Annotated in this window: 19 protein-coding genes; 11 read left to right on the top strand and 8 right to left on the bottom strand. The window is 68.9% G+C overall.

Annotation, left to right across the window (positions count from 1 at the left end):
- Nucleotides 1-12: 12 nt before the first annotated feature.
- Nucleotides 13-564, bottom strand: a complete 552-nt coding sequence (locus tag AB4079_RS00095) for an isochorismatase family protein (protein WP_441785238.1) — start codon at nucleotides 562-564, stop codon at nucleotides 13-15.
- Between the two features lie 64 nt (nucleotides 565-628).
- Between AB4079_RS00095 and AB4079_RS00090 the strand changes: the two genes are divergently transcribed.
- Nucleotides 629-1,225: a pentapeptide repeat-containing protein gene (locus AB4079_RS00090; protein WP_441785237.1), complete on the top strand. Its 597-nt coding sequence runs from the start codon at nucleotides 629-631 to the stop codon at nucleotides 1,223-1,225.
- Nucleotides 1,226-1,297: 72 nt separating this feature from the next.
- Here AB4079_RS00090 and AB4079_RS00085 read toward each other — a convergent pair whose 3' ends face one another.
- On the bottom strand, nucleotides 1,298-1,969 hold the full coding sequence (locus AB4079_RS00085) for an ABC transporter ATP-binding protein (protein WP_441785236.1): 672 nt from the start codon (nucleotides 1,967-1,969) through the stop codon (nucleotides 1,298-1,300).
- Nucleotides 1,970-1,998: 29 nt separating this feature from the next.
- Nucleotides 1,999-3,549 (bottom strand): ABC transporter permease, encoded by a 1,551-nt coding sequence (locus AB4079_RS00080; protein WP_441785235.1) that lies wholly within the window; start codon nucleotides 3,547-3,549, stop codon nucleotides 1,999-2,001.
- A 174-nt stretch (nucleotides 3,550-3,723) separates the two neighbouring features.
- Here AB4079_RS00080 and AB4079_RS00075 point away from each other — a divergent pair, with 174 nt between their 5' ends.
- The 7 genes from AB4079_RS00075 (at nucleotide 3,724) to AB4079_RS00045 (ending at nucleotide 10,871) form a co-directional block, all read left to right on the top strand.
- Nucleotides 3,724-4,983, top strand: a complete 1,260-nt coding sequence (locus AB4079_RS00075) for an NAD(P)/FAD-dependent oxidoreductase (protein WP_441785234.1) — start codon at nucleotides 3,724-3,726, stop codon at nucleotides 4,981-4,983.
- Nucleotides 4,980-5,876 (top strand): RNA polymerase sigma-70 factor, encoded by an 897-nt coding sequence (locus tag AB4079_RS00070; RefSeq protein WP_441785233.1) that lies wholly within the window; start codon nucleotides 4,980-4,982, stop codon nucleotides 5,874-5,876. Before AB4079_RS00075 ends, AB4079_RS00070 begins: the two co-directional genes overlap by 4 nt.
- Nucleotides 5,877-5,962: 86 nt before the next feature.
- On the top strand, nucleotides 5,963-6,718 hold the full coding sequence (locus AB4079_RS00065) for a response regulator transcription factor (protein ID WP_441785890.1): 756 nt from the start codon (nucleotides 5,963-5,965) through the stop codon (nucleotides 6,716-6,718).
- Entirely contained in the window at nucleotides 6,715-8,322 is a 1,608-nt protein-coding gene (locus AB4079_RS00060) for a sensor histidine kinase (protein ID WP_441785232.1), read from the top strand. The genes AB4079_RS00065 and AB4079_RS00060 overlap by 4 nt, the downstream gene beginning before the upstream one ends.
- A gap of 266 nt (nucleotides 8,323-8,588) precedes the next feature.
- Nucleotides 8,589-9,104, top strand: a complete 516-nt coding sequence (rplJ, locus tag AB4079_RS00055) for a 50S ribosomal protein L10 (RefSeq protein WP_441785231.1) — start codon at nucleotides 8,589-8,591, stop codon at nucleotides 9,102-9,104.
- A 67-nt stretch (nucleotides 9,105-9,171) separates the two neighbouring features.
- On the top strand, nucleotides 9,172-9,558 hold the full coding sequence (rplL, locus tag AB4079_RS00050) for a 50S ribosomal protein L7/L12 (protein WP_441785230.1): 387 nt from the start codon (nucleotides 9,172-9,174) through the stop codon (nucleotides 9,556-9,558).
- Nucleotides 9,559-10,223: 665 nt separating this feature from the next.
- Nucleotides 10,224-10,871: a class I SAM-dependent DNA methyltransferase gene (locus AB4079_RS00045; protein ID WP_441785229.1), complete on the top strand. Its 648-nt coding sequence runs from the start codon at nucleotides 10,224-10,226 to the stop codon at nucleotides 10,869-10,871.
- A gap of 6 nt (nucleotides 10,872-10,877) precedes the next feature.
- On the opposite strand, the gene AB4079_RS00040 is transcribed toward AB4079_RS00045, so the two are convergent.
- Nucleotides 10,878-11,336 carry an SRPBCC family protein gene (locus AB4079_RS00040; protein WP_441785228.1) on the bottom strand — a complete coding sequence of 153 codons (459 nt, stop codon included), beginning with the start codon at nucleotides 11,334-11,336 and terminating at the stop codon, nucleotides 10,878-10,880.
- A gap of 86 nt (nucleotides 11,337-11,422) precedes the next feature.
- On the opposite strand from AB4079_RS00040, the gene AB4079_RS00035 reads away from it, so the two are divergent.
- The 3 genes from AB4079_RS00035 to AB4079_RS00025 are packed head-to-tail and all read left to right on the top strand — an operon-like array spanning nucleotide 11,423 to nucleotide 14,033.
- Complete coding sequence (locus tag AB4079_RS00035; protein WP_441785227.1) at nucleotides 11,423-12,235, top strand: metalloregulator ArsR/SmtB family transcription factor; 813 nt, start codon at nucleotides 11,423-11,425, stop codon at nucleotides 12,233-12,235.
- A 36-nt stretch (nucleotides 12,236-12,271) separates the two neighbouring features.
- Nucleotides 12,272-12,736 carry a MarR family winged helix-turn-helix transcriptional regulator gene (locus AB4079_RS00030; RefSeq protein WP_441785226.1) on the top strand — a complete coding sequence of 155 codons (465 nt, stop codon included), beginning with the start codon at nucleotides 12,272-12,274 and terminating at the stop codon, nucleotides 12,734-12,736.
- 58 nt (nucleotides 12,737-12,794) lie between these two features.
- The gene (locus AB4079_RS00025; RefSeq protein WP_441785225.1) at nucleotides 12,795-14,033 is read left to right on the top strand and encodes an MFS transporter; all 1,239 of its coding nucleotides are present in this window, start codon (nucleotides 12,795-12,797) and stop codon (nucleotides 14,031-14,033) included.
- Nucleotides 14,034-14,251: 218 nt separating this feature from the next.
- Here AB4079_RS00025 and AB4079_RS00020 read toward each other — a convergent pair whose 3' ends face one another.
- From AB4079_RS00020 to AB4079_RS00005, 4 genes are read right to left on the bottom strand one after another with little or no spacing between them, the layout of a single operon-like run.
- Entirely contained in the window at nucleotides 14,252-15,259 is a 1,008-nt protein-coding gene (locus AB4079_RS00020) for a LacI family DNA-binding transcriptional regulator (RefSeq protein ID WP_441785889.1), read from the bottom strand.
- A 15-nt stretch (nucleotides 15,260-15,274) separates the two neighbouring features.
- A complete protein-coding gene (locus tag AB4079_RS00015; protein ID WP_441785224.1) occupies nucleotides 15,275-15,514 on the bottom strand; it encodes a hypothetical protein in 240 nt (79 codons plus the stop codon).
- Nucleotides 15,515-15,518: 4 nt separating this feature from the next.
- Nucleotides 15,519-16,436, bottom strand: coding sequence for a carbohydrate ABC transporter permease (locus tag AB4079_RS00010; RefSeq protein WP_441785223.1), 918 nt, complete (start codon nucleotides 16,434-16,436; stop codon nucleotides 15,519-15,521).
- Nucleotides 16,436-17,476 (bottom strand): carbohydrate ABC transporter permease, encoded by a 1,041-nt coding sequence (locus AB4079_RS00005; protein ID WP_441785888.1) that lies wholly within the window; start codon nucleotides 17,474-17,476, stop codon nucleotides 16,436-16,438. Before AB4079_RS00005 ends, AB4079_RS00010 begins: the two co-directional genes overlap by 1 nt.
- Between the last annotated feature and the right edge of the window lie 3 nt (nucleotides 17,477-17,479).

Below are 17,479 nucleotides of genomic sequence, written 5' to 3'. Positions count from 1 at the left end.
CCGGAGACTGTATCAGCGGAAGGCGACCCTGGCGGCGTCGACGACTTCGGCCGTGCGCCCGGGTGCCCGCTGGTTCGACCAGTAGAGGTTGGTGTGGGCGATCACCAGGTCGGGTGTCGGCGCGCCCCACTCCGAGAGGTCCTCGGTGGTGTGCGCATCGCCGACCAGGGTCACGTCGTAGCCGCGGGTCAGGCCGCTGTGGATGGTGGAGCGGATGCACTCGTCCGTCTGAGACCCGGTGACCACGATCCGGCCGACTCCGGCGTCCGCCAGCACCGCCTCGAGCTCGGTGTCTTCGAACGCGTCCGCGTAACCCTTGGGTACGAGCGGCTCGCCCGCGGCGCGGGTCAGCTCGGGCACGTACTGCCAGCCGTCACTGCCCGCGGGGAGGTTCTCGTCCGAGTGCTGAACCCACACCACGGGGACGTGCTCGTCGCGTGCGCGGTCGACCAGCTCACGGATGGTCGCGACCACCTCATCCCGACGGTGGGCGCCCCCGACGACGTCGTTCTGCACGTCGATCACCAGCAGCGCCGTCGCGGTTCGTCCTTCGAGCGTCGTCATCGTGCTCCCCTCGCGAGGGATGCTACTCCGCGTCGGTCGACGTGCGCGCAGCTAGGCTCGCCGTGTGACGAGCATCCCGGACGCCATCAAGGGCGAGGACTGGTACGGGCGCGACCTCGACGGCGCGGAGTACACCGGCGTCGTCTTCGACGACGTGGACATGACCGAGGTGCGCAGTTCCGGCGCGACATTCACCGACTGCGTGTTCCGCAAGGTGAGGTTCAACGTCAGCGAGCACAGCGACTCCGCCTTCGTGAACTGCCGGTTCGAGTTCTGCAACTTCTTCGATGCCGCTTTCCGACGGTGCAAGCTGACCGGGAGCACGTTCCAGGGCTGCGAGTTCGCGCTGCTGAAGGTGGAGGGCGGCAACTGGTCGTTCACGAGCCTGCTGCGGGCGGAGCTTCGCGGGGCGTCGTTCGAGGGGGTTCGGCTGCGCGAGGCCGACCTGACCCAGGCGCGCTGCCAGGAGGCCACTTTTGCGGGATGCGATTTGAGTGCCGCGACGCTGACCGGCGCCGACTTGACGGCGGCGACGATCGCGGGGAGCGACCTCACCGGCGTGGACCCGGCCGAGGTCGTGCTGCGGGGGACCATCATCGACGAACGGCAGGCGGTCGTGCTCGTCGAGGCGCTCGGGATGGTCGTCGTACCGGTCGCGTGAGACCCGTCTGTCGCCGAGCACGACGATGCCCGCCCCCGGTGTCGCGGGAGCGGGCATCCGTCGTGGTGGCCGCTAGGCGACCTCGCTCACCTGGCCGTGCTTGATGTGCAGCCGGCGCTGCGCGCGTTTGGCGACGGCCGTGTCGTGCGTGACGATCACCACGGTGAGGCCGCGGTCGCGCCAGAGTCCTTCGAGGAGGTCCATGATCTCGTCACGGGTCTCCTCGTCGAGGTTGCCGGTCGGTTCGTCCGCCAGCAGTACTTCAGGGTTCTTCACGAGGGCGCGGGCGATGGCGACGCGCTGCTGCTGTCCGCCGGAGAGCTCGGACGGCAGGTGCTCGCCCCGGTCCGCCAGCCCGACCGAGGCCAGCGCCTCGGCCGCGCGCTGCCTCCGCTCGGCGCGGCTGACACCGAGCGGAGCGAGGGCGGTCTCGACGTTCTCCTGGGCGGTGAGGGTCGGGATGAGGTTGAAGCCCTGGAAGACGAAGCCGATCTCCTTGGCGCGAACCTTCGCGAGCTTCGCGTCGCGCTGAGTGGACAGGCTGTGCGTGCCCAGTTCGACCGAGCCGGAGCTGGGGCGGTCGAGGGCCCCGAGCATCTGCAGGAGAGTGGACTTGCCGCCTCCGGTGGGTCCCTGGATGGCGACCAGCTGGCCGTCCGGGATCTGCAGGCTGACGTCCTTGAGGGCGATGACCTGGCGCTTGGACTGGGTGTACTTCTTGGTGACGTCGGTGAGGGTGTACATCGTGACTCCTTGTGGTCGCTGGGCCGGGTTCAGGCGACCGAGCGCAGGGCTGCGGCCGGGCGGAGACGGGACGCGCGCCATCCGCCGATGGCTCCGGCGAGGAGGCCGCCGAGGATGGCGAGCGCGACAGCGCCGACGATGATCCACGGGGTGACCGGGGCGTGCAGTGCGATGGTCGCCGAGGAGGTGGCCGCCTGTCGGGCGGCGCCGAACGTCCCGCCGCCGAAGCCGCCGCCCGCGAATCCACCGCCACCGGTGCCGCCCCCGGCGCCGCCGGTACCGGCCGCACCGGCACCCCGACCGGCAGCATTGCTGAAGCCATGGCTGATGCTGCCGGTCAGAGTGGGCGCGATCAGGTTGACGACGAGCACTCCGAGGAGGCCCACCGCAACGCCGATCACCCCGCCGATGACACCCTGCACGACGGACTCGCCGGCGACCTGGCCGACGACGCGGCGGTTGGACCAGCCGATCGCCTTGAGGGTGCCGAATTCGCGGGTGCGCCGGGTGACGCCGGAGATGGTGAACAGGATGGCGATCAGGAAGGCGGCCGCCAGCACGATGACGGACAGCCAGGTGCCGAGGTTGGCGATGAGTGCGCCGGCGCTGCCGAGGGATCCGGACACCGTGGACGCGAGGTCGGCCTGCGTGCTGACCGTGGCGCCGGAGACCGTCTTGGTGAGGTCGGACTTGATCTGGTCGATGTCGCCGGCAGAGGCTGCCTTCACATAGACGAACGAGACCTTGCCGGTCTGACCGGAGAGGGTCTGGGCGACGTCGAGTGGAATGTAGGCGTTGGCGGCCGTGGTCGCGTCCGAGCCGGTCGCCTCGACGATCCCGATCACGGAGAAGTCGGTGCCGCCGATGGTGATCGTGTCGCCCACGGCCTTGCTGGCCGTCTTGGCGTAGCTCGCATCCAGCACCACCACGTCCTTACCGGCATCGGCCGCGGTGAAGCTGCGCCCTCCGCTGAGGGTCACCGAAGCGAGCGGTCCGACCGACTTGCCCGCGGGGTCGAGCCCCAGCACCGAGAATGAGTCGACCGTGAACGAGCTGCCTCCCGCGCCGTCGGAACCGCCCGTGGGCGGCGCGGTCGGTGCGGCGGCCTGGCCGTTCTGTCGCTGCTCCCGCAGCTGCTGGAAGTTGGGCAGGGTGCCGCTGAAGCTGGTGTTGGTCAAGGACAGCACCGCGGCGGCGGAGGCTACATTGTCTACGTTCTTCACGGTGCTGAGGGTGGAGGCGTCCATCACCGTCAGGCCGCGGGTCGGCTGGAGACGGGACGTGTTCACCTGACGACCGGTTCCGGTGTCGGTTCCGGCCTGCGCCCCGAAGTCGAACCGCGGGCCGCCGCCAGCTCCCTGCTGCGCCGAGGCGTTCTGCGCGGTCGCGGGCTGGCTGACGGTGATGTCGGTCCCCACCCCGTAGACGGACTGCAGGACGCTCTGCTGCGCCTGGCGGACACCGCCGGAGACGGCGTCGACGATGATGACGAGGGCGATCGCGAGCGCCATGCCGATCGCGATGATGATCGTCTGCTTGCGGCGGTTGATCAATTCGCGCCGCAGATAGGTCCCGAACATTGGCTTCCAAACTGTGCTGTCGGATGAACTTCTTGACGGAGGCTAAGGACCGCCGTTTTCGGGATGCTGTGGCGAAGCTATGCATCCGCCGTGTGCCCGTTCGGGACGGGATGTCACAGCCGCTGCTTCTGCGGTGTCTGGTGTTCGACAGCATCCCGAGCGAAGGAGATACTCATGCAGCACGCGGTCCAGGTCGTCGTCGTCGGCGGAGGCTACGCCGGCGTCACGGCAGCCAATCGCCTCACCGGTCGCGCGGACCTGGAGGTGACCCTGATCAATCCCCGTCCGGTGTTCGTCGAGCGCATCCGGCTGCACCAGCTGGTCGCCGGTTCGGACGACGCGGTCGCCGAGTTCTCCCGAGTGCTGGCGCCGTCGGTGCGGCTGGTGGTGGACACGGTGGAGCGCATCGACGCTCCCGGCCGTCGCGTGCTCCTGGCCTCGGGTGACTCGCTGGCGTACCACCACCTGATCTACGCCGCCGGGAGCGGCCGGGCCATCGCCGACGTGCCCGGAGCCGCCGAATACGCTTACCCCATTGCGGATCTCGGTCAGGCGGAGCGGCTGCGCGCGGCGCTCGCGGGAGCCGGACCCGCGGCACCCGTCTCGGTGGTGGGCGGCGGCCCTGCCGGCATCGAGGTGGCGGCGGAGCTCGCCGAGCAGGGCAGAGCGGTGACCCTGCTCTCCGCGGGGCGGCTCGGGCCGTCACTGCACCCGCGGGCCCGGCGGTCCGTCGCCCGCAGGCTGGAGTCGCTCGGGGTGAGCGTCGAGGACGGCCCCGGCTCGCGCGTGATCGCCGTCCGCCCTGGGGAGATCGAACTCGCGGACGGCCGGGTCCGCCCCAGTGCGATCACTGTCTGGGCGACCGGCTTCGGTGTGCCCGACCTCGCCCGCACCAGTGGCTTGAGCACTGACGCGATCGGCCGCCTGCTCACGGACGAGACGCTGACCAGCGTCGACGACGACCGCATCGTGGCGGCGGGGGACTCGGCTGCCCCCTCCGGGCTCCCGCTCCGGATGAGCTGCCAAGCGGCCGGCCCGCTCGGTGGGCACGCCGCGGACACGGTCCTTCGTCGAATCGACGGCCGACCGCCGACGCCGTTCGTCATGGGCTTCGTCGGCCTGTGCCTCAGCCTCGGCCGGCAGCACGGCATCTTCCAGGTCGAGCACCGGGACGACACGGCCACTCGTTCGTACATCGGCGGGCGAGCGGGAGCGCTCGTCAAGGAGGTCATCTGCTGGGGGACCGTCGAGGCGCTCGTCGTCGAAGCGCGGCATCCGGGCGCGACCCGTCTTCCTGCGGCGTTCGGGGATCGTGGGCGCCGACGTATGCTCGCTACGAGTGCCGTCGGAGACGGAACGGCCGCAGTCGGTACGGCCGCAGGTGGTCCGGATGCGCGGGCGACGGCGACCAGGGAGGACGCGGAGCGGTCATGAGTGCAGACCGAGCGGATGCGGCGACCGAGATCTTCGTCGCGCATCGCAACCTCCTGTTCACGGTCGCCTACGAGATGCTGGGTTCGGCCGCGGACGCGGAGGACACCCTCCAGGAGACCTGGCTGCGGTGGGTGAAGGTGGACGTCGCCGACGTGCGCGAGCCGCGCGCCTATCTGGTCCGGATCGCGACCCGCGTCGCCCTCAACCGTCTGCGCAGCGCTCAGCGCCGGCGCGAGGCGTACGTCGGGCCGTGGCTGCCGGAGCCGCTGCTGACGTCGCCCGACGTCGCCGACGATGTCGAACTGGCCGAGAGCGTGTCGATGGCGCTCATGGTGGTGCTCGAGACGCTCGGTCCGACGGAGCGTGCGGTCTTCGTGCTGCGTGAGATCTTCGGGTTCGAGTTCGATGAGATCGCCGCGACGCTGGAGAAGACGCCGGCGGCGGTTCGCCAGATCGCCCATCGTGCTCGGCAGCATGTCGATGCACGGCGTCCCCGGGTCGCGGTCTCGGCAGCCGAGGCACGTGCCGCGCTGGAGGGTTTCCGCATCGCCGTCGAGACCGGCGACCTGCAGGCGATTCTCGGCGTGCTCGCCCCGGATGTCGTCCTCGTCAGCGACGGCGGAGGTGTGAAGCAGGCGGCACCGCGGCCGATCAGGGGAGCGGACAAGGTCTCGCGGTTCATCGTCGGCGGCATCCGCAAGACGGGCGCTCAGGTCACGGCCGAGGCGACGGTGATCAACGGCTCGCCGGCGCTGGCGCTCAGTGTGGGCGGCGAGCTCGACGGGGTGCTCGCGGCGCGCGTTCAGGACGGCCGGATCATCGGCCTCTACTTCGTCCGGAACCCGCAGAAGCTGACCCGGGTCGGCACGGAGACCACCCTGTCGCTGCGTTGACCGGAAGCTGATCCGATTCACTCAGACAGTTCATAGCTTCCGCAAAGACAGCGTCCATCCCCCTCCTCATAATGAGAAGGGTGACCATGAACGCGCGCGCCGCCACCGGCTCCTCCAGTCAGCCCCGTAGTCTCCTGCGCCGGGCGGACGGCAGCGCCATCCGGGTGCTCGTCGTCGACGACGAGGCGACCCTGACCGACCTGCTGGCCATGGCATTGCACTATGAGGACTGGGATGTGAAGACCGCATCCAACGGGCAGCAGGCCCTCCAGCTCTCCCGCGAATTCAAGCCGGACGTCGTCGTGCTCGACATCATGCTCCCCGACATCGACGGACTGCAGGTCCTCTCCCGGATGCGCGCCGACGGCAACGAGGCTCCCGTGCTCTTCCTCACCGCGAAGGACTCGCTCGACGATCGCATCGCGGGCCTGACCGCGGGCGGCGACGACTACGTCACGAAGCCGTTCAGCCTGGAGGAGCTGGTGGCCCGGCTCCGCGGGCTGCTGCGCCGCTCCCGCGCTGCGGTCGCCGACCAGGACGACCCTGTGCTCATCGTGGGCGACCTCGTCCTGGACGAGGACAGCTACGAGGTGCACCGCAACGGAGAGCTCATCCAGCTGACGGCCACCGAGTTCGAGCTGCTGCGCTTCCTCATGCGCAACCCGCGTCGGGTGCTCAGCAAGGCGCAGATCCTCGACCGGGTGTGGAGTTACGACTTCGGCGGCTCGTCGAGCGTCGTCGAGCTGTACATCTCGTACCTCCGCAAGAAGATCGACGCCGGCCGCCCGCCGATGATTCACACGGTTCGCGGCGCCGGGTACATGGTGAAGGCCGCGCAATGACCTCAGCCCGCACCGCGGGCGCCCCCCAAACCGATCAGGCGACCGATCACGCGACCGGTCGCACGGGTGGCCGGTCCCGTCGCATCCGTCCGTTCCGCTCCTGGACGCTGCGCAGCCGCGTCGTTCTCGTGGTCGTGGCGATGCTGGCGGTGCTGGGCGCGGTGATCGGGACCGTCAGCGTGTTCGCGCTGCAGAGCTACCTGATGCAGCGGCTGGATGGGCAGCTCACCTCCGCCCTGGAACGCGGCCAGCATGCCGCCGACCGGATCAACGGCGGCGGGCCGACGGTGCCGGAAGCCGCCGGAGTGGTGCAGACCCCTGGCCAGCCCACCGGAACCCTGGGCGCCGTCCGGAGCGCCGACGGTGGACTCCTGTTCCCGCCGGTCGTTCTCGCGGACCGGCCGTCCAGCCCGACCGCCAACCAGCCGCTCGGCCCGAAGCAGGTGACGATCAACGGCCTCGCCCTGCTGAGCGTCCCGGCCGATCAGAAGCCGCGGACCGTGGACCTGGGGGAGTCCCTGGGTTCGTACCGCATCGCGGCGGCGGAACTCACCAACGGCGACAGCGTGATCATCGGCCTTCCGCTCAGCGATGTGAACGCGACGGTCGCGCGGCTCACCGTCGTGATCGGGCTGGTGACCCTCGCCGGCCTCATCTTCGCCTTCCTGCTGGCGAACGTCGTGATCCGCCTCGCCATGCGTCCGCTGGAGCGGGTCGCGGGCACGGCCGAGCAGGTCTCGTTGCTGCCGCTCGACCGCGGCGACGTCGCGCTGTCCGTCCGCGTCCCGGAGGCCGACACCGACCCGCACACCGAGGTGGGCACAGTGGGCTCGGCTCTGAACCGGATGCTGGGGCATGTCGCCTCTGCACTGACCGCCCGCCAGGCGAGCGAGCAGAAGGTCCGCCAGTTCGTCGCAGACGCCAGCCATGAGCTGCGGACGCCGCTCGCGTCCATCCGCGGGTATGCCGAGTTGACGCGGCGCGCGCCGCACGAGCTGCCGCCCGACGTCACCCGGTCGCTCGGGCGCATCGAGTCCGAGGCGACGCGCATGACCTCGCTGGTCGAAGACCTGCTCCTGCTCGCTCGGCTCGACGAGGGCCGGGAACTCGACCGGGAGCCGGTGGATGTGACGCTCCTGCTGATCGACGCGGTCAGCGACGCGCACGCGGCCGGCCCGGAGCACGAATGGACGCTGGACCTGCCGGACGAGCCGGTCGAGGTGGTCGGCGACGCCCCGCGCCTGCACCAGGTGCTGATGAACCTGCTCGCCAACGCGCGAGTGCACACTCCAGCAGGCACCAAGGTCACGGCCGGGCTGCGCGCTGACGCGGCGACCGGTCAGGCGGTGATCACCGTCGCGGACGACGGCCCCGGCATCCCGGAGGAGCTCCAGTCGACGCTGTTCGAGCGCTTCGCCCGCGGAGACGGCTCCCGCAACCGCGCCACCGGCTCGACCGGGCTGGGGCTGGCGATCGTGCAGGCCGTGGTCCTGGCGCACGGGGGAGAGGTGGCCGTGGCGAGCGAGCCCGGCAGCACGGTGTTCACGGTGACGCTTCCCCTGGTCCCGGCGCTTCCCCTGGTCCCCGCCGAGCGCGCCGGCTGAGCCGATTTGCGTGCGGCGGCGTCCATCCCGTAACCTGTACGGAGCCAAAGACCGCTGGTTGTCGTGCGTGCACGACCGAAGATCCACTCAGGTGGGGCCCGCGCAGGTGTGTGAAGCAAGTCCGCAGTCCCGTCCAACGGGTTCCGCGTCACCAGCTCCGTGCCCTGTGCTCCGTCCCTTTGGGCCGGAGCTTTTTTCTTTGCCCGGCGGCCTCTGGTGGCACAACGCTCCCGCGTTGTGCGACGAACATTATTGAGGAGTAGGCCATGGCGAACAAGGAAGCCGCGGTTGCCGAGCTCGAAGGACTTTTCGAGAGCTCGACCGCCGTTCTGCTGACCGAGTACCGCGGTCTCACTGTTGCTCAGCTCAAGACGCTGCGCAAGTCCATCAGTGAGCACGCGACCTACGCCGTGGTGAAGAACACGCTGACCAAGATCGCGGCCAACAAGGCGGGCATTTCGTCGTTCGACGACGAGCTCGCCGGGCCGTCCGCGATCGCCTTCGTGCACGGTGACCCTGTCGCCGTCGCGAAGTCGCTGCGTGACTTCGCCAAGGCAAACCCTCTGCTGGTGGTCAAGGGCGGTTACTTCGACGGTAACGCCCTGACCGCAGAAGAGGTAGGCAAGCTCGCCGACCTCGAGTCCCGTGAGGTGCTGCTGGCCAAGCTGGCCGGCGCCTTCAAGGCCTCGCTGTTCGGAGCCGCATATCTGTTCAACGCACCGCTGTCGCAGGCCGTTCGCACGGTCGACGCGCTGCGTGAGAAGCAGGAGTCCGCTGCGTAGGTCCTTCGGGATCGCGGCCCCCGGGCCACGCCAGCGGTGAGTAACCACACACACTAAGGAGAGAACAATGGCAAAGCTGTCGACTGACGAGCTGCTCGACGCGTTCAAGGAGCTCACGCTCATCGAACTGAGCGAGTTCGTGAAGAAGTTCGAGGAGACCTTCGAGGTCACCGCCGCCGCCCCCGTCGCAGTTGCTGCGGCCGGTGCCGGCGCTGCCGCCCCCGTGGAAGAGGTCGAGGAGAAGGATTCCTTCGACGTCGTCCTCGAGGCTGCCGGTGACAAGAAGATCCAGGTCATCAAGGAGGTGCGCGCTCTCACGAGCCTCGGCCTCGGTGAGGCCAAGGCCGTCGTCGATGGTGCTCCGAGCACCGTCCTCGAGGGCGCCAACAAGGAGACCGCCGAGAAGGCGAAGGCTCAGCTCGAAGAGGCTGGCGCCACCGTCACCCTCAAGTAATTCGCGCCCCATCGGGGCTCTTCTTACGACAGGCTGACAAGCTCCCTGCGTCTAATAGACGCAGTCGCGACGCGGACTCCTCTTTCAGAGAGTATCCGCGTTGTGGAGGGCGTCGCCCCCGCAACGGGGCGACGCCCTCCGTGCGTTTAACGACGCGCGGGCGCGGATGCTCACCCATCCACCGCGTCCGATCGCGCCTGCCCGCGTGCATCGGTGTGCAAGGACGCACCACCGGAAGAAGAACCACGATGAGTACCAGCAGATGGCGTTCGTACGCCGCAGCACTGCGCGGCTTCGGTCACGCGATGCTCCACGGGGAGGACCGCGACAGCGGTTGCCACCCGCCGGATCTGTGCCGCAGGACCCTCCTCTATGACAGGTACCTGCGGTAACACCCCTGAAGCGCCCCCAGCCGCCCGGCCGGGGGCGCTTCGTCGTCGTCCGCGGGAAACGGAGGAACAGGGAATGGATGCCGTGCGGCCCATCCTCCGTCTCCTGCCCTGCCCCGGCGTGTCGGAGCACATCTCCTCCTTCCCCGCCGCCGACGGAAAGGGAGGAGGACGCTCGCGACACGCCGCTCGGAGGCCGGGATCGGAGGAGATTCGGCTCTGAGAAGGGCGGAACTCCTCCGCGTCGGTTGCGAGGCACGCCCTACGATGGGCGGCATGGTCGAACCCGCCGATGTGACCGAGACGCGCGCAGCATACGACCTGGTCGCCGAGGACTATGCGGACCTGCTGCGCGACGAGCTGACCGGCAGCGAGTACGACCGGGCCATGTTGGGGGTCTTCGCCGAGCAGATCGCCCGCGCGGGCGGTGGCCTGGTCGGCGACCTGGGGTGCGGGCCGGGGCGGATCGCCGGGTACCTGTCGCGGCTCGGGATGGACGTAGCCGGCGTCGACCTGTCCCCGCGGATGGTGGAGGTGGCCCGCCGCGACCACCCCGGCGCCCGGTTCGAGGTCGGCTCCATGGCGGCGCTGCCCTTCGCGGATGCGGAGCTCGCGGGCGCTCTCGCCTGGTACTCGATCATCCACACACCGGAGGAACGGCAGGGCGACCTCTTCGCCGAGTTCGCTCGCGTCGTGCGGCCAGGAGGCGTCATGCTGCTGGCTTTCCAGGTCGGCGACGACGTGGTGCGCATCACCCACGCCTACGGGCACGACGTGGAGCTGAGCGCCCGCCGGCAGGACCCCGATCGGGTTCGCGTGCGGCTGGTGGACGCGGGCTTCACTCCCACCGCGGACCTGATCCGGAGTCCGGTGCCGCCGGAGAAGGTGCGGCAGGGCTACCTGATGGCCCGGCGCGACGGTTGACGCCCGTCAGCCGACGAGGCGTGCGAGATTCTCGAGCTCGTTAGCGCGCCCGGCCAGGAGACGCTCGGTCCACACATCGTCGTGCATCGGCTCCACCCGCATCACGACACGGGTTCCGTCGCCGGTCGGCTCGAGATCGATCACGGTGAGCTGCTCGTACGGCTCGTGGTCGGGTACGAAGTCCACCATCGAGCGGTAGGCCAAACGGCGTGGGCGGCTCAGTTCGGTGAACACTTTGCGCGACTCTGTGCTGAGCGGGATCCCGTTCTGCTGCAGGAACTGGACCTGCTCCGGCGCGGTGGCGGTCATCGTATAGACGAGTTCGCCTCCCTCGGTCAGGTCGAGACGGTCGACGTCGGTTCGGAAGCCGTCCGGCGCCCACCATTGCGAGATTCCCTCCGGTGTCGTCCAGAGTTCCCAGACCCGCTCGGGTGAGGCGGCGACGGTGCGTTCGATGATGTTCATGGGGTCTCCTCAGTTCGGCTCAGTGGTTCTGTTGGTCTCGACAATATATTCGTCACGACGAATGTGTCAAGCACTATCCTGGATGCGTGACGACCGACATCCAGCAGGCGCTCGCCGTGATCGCCGAGCCGACGCGCTTCCGCATCGTGCGCCTGCTCGCGGAATCTCCGCGAACCGTTGGCGATGTGGCCTCTGCGCTGGGTGCGCTTCAGCCGCAGACCACCAAGCATCTGCAGGCCCTCGAGGCGGCCGGCGTGATCCGCATCCACCGGCTCGGGAGGCGGCGGGTGGCGAGCCTCGATCGCGAGACGCTCCGATCCCTCGCCGCGTGGTTCGGTCAACTGGCCGAGACCACGGACGAGGATGACGTGCTGAACCGGTATGCGGGGGCTGTGACCGAGGCTGAGGCCCGGGCGGCAGCGGGTGAGGCTCTGTCATTGGGGTTCGAGTTCAGTCGAGTACTCCCCGCTCCACCTCCTCACGCGTGGCGCGCCTGGACGGATCCGGCGATCGCCGCGCGCTGGTGGGCTCCGGCACACTTCGACGTTGTGGAGTGCTCGCTGGATCCGGTGCCCGGTGGTCGGGTGTCGCTTACTCTCCGCGAAGGGGATGGGGCCGAATACCGGTCGGCAGGCACCATGCGGGAGATCGAGGCAGGGCGCCGACTGGTCTACGAGCTTTCGCCCCTCGACGCGGACGGCCGCCCGCTGTTCGAGGTGGTGCACAGCGTCGAATTCGAAGCGGGACCGACATCCCCCACCACGGCGTTGCGGTTGTCGGTTCGGGCCTCCGGCGCGGACCAGCGGGCGGCTGCCATGATCGCCGGTCTGGAGCCGGGGTGGCAGCAGTTGCTGGATGCGCTGGAAGGGGTTCTCGGGGCCGACGAACCGACGCTCTGACTTGATTTATATAGGCAAGCTATATATAATCGACGGGTGCCAGAGACTCCCGAACTCCATCAGATCCTCGGCGACCTCGTCGTCGCCGCACACCGCCTCACCCGCCTGGCCGCCCGCGTCACCGGCAGCACCGAGTCGCCCGCGACCTGGCGCACGCTCAGCGTGCTGCAGACGGTCGGCCCGATGCGGCTCGGCGAGCTCGCCAGTCACAGCCGGGTCTCCCAGCCCACGATGACGAAGCTCGTGCGCAACCTCGTCGACGCCGAATGGGTCAAGCGGATCGCCGACACCGACGATGCGCGCGCGTGGCAGATCGCCCTCACGCCGAAGGGCGCCGACGCGCTGCAGACCTGGCGTGACGAGTTATCGGCCGCACTGGTCCCGATGTTCGCCGACCTGAGCGAAGACGAGCTGGCCGCGATGCGGTCCACCGTCGAGATAATCGGCTCCCGGGTCGACCTCTCCACCGCGACCTCCGCCGCGCTCGCCGGCAGCCGCTGAGCGACTCCCGACCGCATCCACCCCCTCACCAGAACCAGCAAGGAGCCGACGCCTCTCCATGTCGCATGATCGTTCCACCAGCATCCTGAAACAGCCGACCGCCGTCTGGGCCGTCGCCTTCGCCTCCGTCATCGCCTTCATGGGCATCGGACTCGTCGACCCGATCCTCCCGGCTATCGCGAAGAGCCTGCAGGCCACACCGACCCAGACGGAGATGCTCTTCACGAGCTACCTGCTGATCACCGGCATCGCCATGTTCTTCAGCAGCTGGATCTCCAGCCGCATCGGGGCCAAGAAGACCTTGCTGATCGGCCTGGCGCTGATCGTGGTCTTCGCCACGGCGGCCGGTCTCTCGCAGAACGTCGAGTCGATCATCGGCTTCCGCGCCGGCTGGGGACTCGGCAACGCCCTGTTCATCTCCACGGCGCTGGCCACGATCGTCGGCGCAGCCTCCGGCGGCACGTCGTCCGCCATCATCCTGTACGAGGCGGCCCTCGGCCTCGGCATCGCGATCGGTCCGCTGCTCGGTGGGCTGCTCGGCAGCTGGAGCTGGCGCGGTCCGTTCTTCGGCACGGCCACGCTGATGGCGGTCGGTTTCGTGGCGATCGTCTCTCTGCTGAAGAAGAATCCCGAGAAGCCGCAGCCGACGCGGCTGTCCGCGCCGTTCCGCGCGCTCGGAAAGCCGGCGCTGGGGTTCCTTGCCGCCGCCGCCCTCTTCTACAACATCGGCTTCTTCGTGCTGCTCGCCTACACTCCGTTCGCGCTCGTGCCGCTGGGCGTCGACGATGCGATCACCCTGGGTCTGATCTTCTTCGGCTGGGGCGTCGCTCTGGCGGTCACCTCGGTGCTGGTCGCTCCACTGCTGACGGCGCGGATGCCGCGCACCCGGGTGCTGTGGCTGGTCCTGCCGCTGCTCGGGCTGGACCTCCTCGCGGCCGGCCTCTTCGTCCGTTCGCTCGCCGCGCTGATCGTCTGCGTGGTCGTCGGCGGACTGTTGCTCGGCATCCTGAACACGGTGCTCACCGAGTGCGTGATGGAAGCGACCGACCTGCCGCGGTCCGTGGCTTCCAGTGCCTACTCGGGGGTCCGGTTCCTCGGCGGCGCGATCGCCCCGCCGGCCGCGACGCTGCTCGCCGATACCGTCGGCCCGGCGATGCCGTTCTACGCCGCGTGTGTGTCGGTGCTCATCGCTGCCGCGCTCATCGTGATCGGCCACAAGCACCTCAAGCGAGTGGATGCTCCGCACGAGACGGCGCAGCAGGAGGCCGAAGTGCTGGCCCTGGCCGACGCGGACTGAATCGGCAACGATTCCACGCTGCGCACAAGACGGAGATGCGCACCGAAACGAAGAGCACAGAGACGAAGAGCCGCCCTGTCCTAGTCAGGGCGGCTCTTCCCGTCTGAGGCCCGAAGGCCCGACGGACGACCTCGTCGGCGGACCGTGCCTACCCGAAAGGCGCGCTCTGCCGGACATCGCACTCTCATTGTCTCAGACTGTGGGAGCGTTTCCTCACATCACCGCGGCGGCGCGGTCGACGCCCGGACCACGAGGCTCACGGGGGAGCGGACGGAACTGGTGGACGGTTCCGCGCCGGCCAGCTCCTCCAGCAGGATGCGAGCGGCGGTCGCACCCTGATCGAACGGGTCCTGCGCCATCGTCGTGAGGCCGAAGCCGGCCGCGTAGTCGTGGTCGTCGATCCCGATCACGGAAAGATCGTCCGGCACGCGCAGGCCCTGGTCCCCGGCGGCCAGGATGGCGCCGAACGCCATCTCGTCCGAGCCGGCGAACACGGCGGTCGGTCGGGGTCCCGACTGGTCGAGCAGGCGGTTCATCGACGCGCGGCTCTCCGGAAGGGAGAACCCACCCGGGATGACCCACTCCGGTCGGACGGGGAGGCCTGCGTCGCGCATCGCATCCCGGAACCCGCGCAGCCGGCCGATCGGCACCTGGCTGTTGAGCCCTTCTTCGTCCTCCCCGCCCAGGTGCGCGATGGCGGTGTGTCCGAGCGAGATGAGGTGCGAGGTGGCCGTGTAGGCGGTCGAGTGTTCGTCGATTCCGACGTTCCGCAGGCCCTTCACCGGGCCGCCGACCACGATCGTCGGGTGACTCAGCGTGGACAGCTGCTCCCGCTCTTCCCTCGTGAAGTCGAGGCAGAGGGCCAGCAGCGCGTCCGTCCGCTTGCGCAGGATGCTGCGGTGGAAGACGCGTTCGCGGTCGCCGCGGTGCCCGCCCAGGTTGAACAGGATCATGTCGTAGCTCGCCGCCCGGAGTTCCGAATCCACCCCCTCGAGCACCTGGGTGTAGAACCAGCGACTCACGGACGGGACGACCACGCCCATGGCCAACGTGCGTCCACTCGCCAGTCCGGATGCGCTCGACGACGCGACGTAGCCGAGTTCGTCCGCGGCGCGGCGCACGGCGGCGCGGGTCTTGTCGGACACGTTGGGGAGGCCGCGCAGGGCCCTCGAAACCGTTGCCGTCGAGACGCCGGTCGCGCGCGCGACCTCCTCGATCCCGGCCACCATGGCGCGCTCCGTTCAGGAGTCCTGGTGCTCGAGCCGCGCCTCCTCGGCCTCCTGCCGCCGCGCGATGATGCGGCGGCGCAGCTGCAGGAGACCGATGAAGGCGAGCACGAGCACGAGCAGGGTCAGCGCCCAGCCGAGCGCCGGCTGGCCGGTCAGCTCGCAGAAGAGGGTGATCCCGAGGAAAGCGACGGCGAAGAACCCGACGAAGCCGAGGCCGACGTCGACGACCTCGCGGGAGTCGCTGAATCGCATCGGATCAGCCCTTCACCCCGCCGGCCGTCAGACCAGCGACGATGCGACGCTGGAAGATCAGCACGAGGATGATCAGCGGGACGACCACGATGGTTCCGGCCGCCATGATCGCCGTGTACGGCTCCTGGTGCGGCTGGCTGCCGGTGAAGGAGGCGATGGCCACGGTGACCGGCTGCGTCCGGTCACTGGACAGCTGGCTGGAGATCAGGAACTCGTTCCATGACGAGATGAACGCGAGGATCGCTGTCGTGAAGACCGCCGGTGCGGCGAGCGGCAGGATGACCTTCCGGAAGGCCTGCGCCTGGGTGCAGCCGTCGATCCGCGCCGCTTCTTCGAGGTCCCACGGCATTTCGCGGAAGAACGAGTTGAGCGTGTAGACCGTCAGCGGCAGTGCGAACGAGATCTCCGGGATGATCAGCGCCTGGTACGTGCCCATCCAGCCGATGTTCGTGAACAGCTGGAACAGCGGGGTGATCAGCGCGACGCCCGGGAACATCGACGCGGCCAGGATGACGCCAAGCACGATGCCCTTGAACTTGAAGTCGAGGCGGGCGAGCGCGTACGAGGCGAAGATGCCGACCACCAACGAGATCAGCGTGACGCAGATGCCGATGAACAGCGAGTTCAGCAGTGCGCCCGGCAGGTTGTTGCCGAGCTTCGTGGAGAGTGCCGTCGCGTAGTTGTCCAGCGTGAAGTGGGTGATCCACGGCGTGTTGTCGTTCGTGAAGCCGACCTCGCGGAACGACGTGACGACCATCCAGTAGAACGGCAGGAGACACCAGATCACGATCACGATCGCCTGGATGCCCGTGCGGGTACTGGCATTGCGGAGGCGCCGTTGCCCCGGGCGTCTCTTGGGCTTGGTTCGGGGGAGAGCGCCCGCTTCGGCGGTCGCTGCGGCCTGTCCGGCGACGGTGGTCATCACTTCGCTCCCTTCTGCTGAGTCTCCTGCGTTCGGACCACGTTCGTGCCGAGCAATCGGACGAAGATGAAGGCGATCAGGAAGATGATGATGAAGGTGATGGTGGAGAGAGCGGCGGCGCTGTTGAACCCTTGCCTGATCTGGTCGACGACGAGTATCGACAGGGTCGTCGTGGCATGGCCTGTGCCACCACCACCGCCGGTGAGGATCTGCGGCAGGTCATAGATGCGGAGTGCATCCAGCACCCGGAACAGCACCGCGACCATGAGCGCTGGCCTCAGCAGCGGGAGTGTCACGCGCCAGAAGCGCTGCAACGTGCTGGCGCCGTCGACCTTCGCCGCCTCGTAGACGTCCTCCGGGATGACCTGGAGACCGGCGAGGATGAGCAGCGCCATGAACGGCGTGGTCTTCCAGGTGTCGGCGATGATGACTGCGAACCGGGAGGCCCACTCGTCACTGGTCCACAGGATGTGGGCGCCGATGACGGCGTTGGCGACGCCGGCGACCGAGAAGATGAAGAACCACAGCTTCGCGGTGACGGCGGTCGGGATCGCCCACGGGATGAGGATCGCCGCGCGGACGAAGCCGCGGCCGCGGAAGGCGCGGTTCATGATGAGCGCGAACCAGAGGCCGAGGATGGTCTCCAGGACCACGGTCGTCACGGTGAAGAAGAAGGTGACGAAGACGGCGCCCCAGAACGTGGAGCCGAGGTTGCCCGGAGGGCAGCTGATGGTGGTCCCGTTCGGGCCTTGGCACTGCTGGAACAACCAGTGCGCGTAGTTCTGGAAGCCGGCGAAACCGCCCTGGACGAACAGGCCGGTGGCGGGGTCCAGACCGGCGTCCTTCTGGAAGGACATGACGATCGCGGTGACCACCGGGTAGCCGATGACGATCGCGAGGAGGACCAGCGTGGGGATGATCAGGTACAAGGCCCAGCGGCTCTGCTGGCGGCGTTGGTGCTTCACGCCGGCGCGGACGGGGCGATTCCCGTTGGGGCCGGTCTGGGTGGATGAGGGGGCGACGACGTTCGACGTTGACATGTG

Origin of the sequence: Leifsonia sp. 2MCAF36, assembly GCF_052115525.1 — a bacterium.
GTDB lineage: Bacteria > Actinomycetota > Actinomycetes > Actinomycetales > Microbacteriaceae > Leifsonia.
The sequence above is the reverse complement of the archived record's forward strand: the minus strand, read 5'-3'. Positions and strand labels throughout refer to the sequence as shown.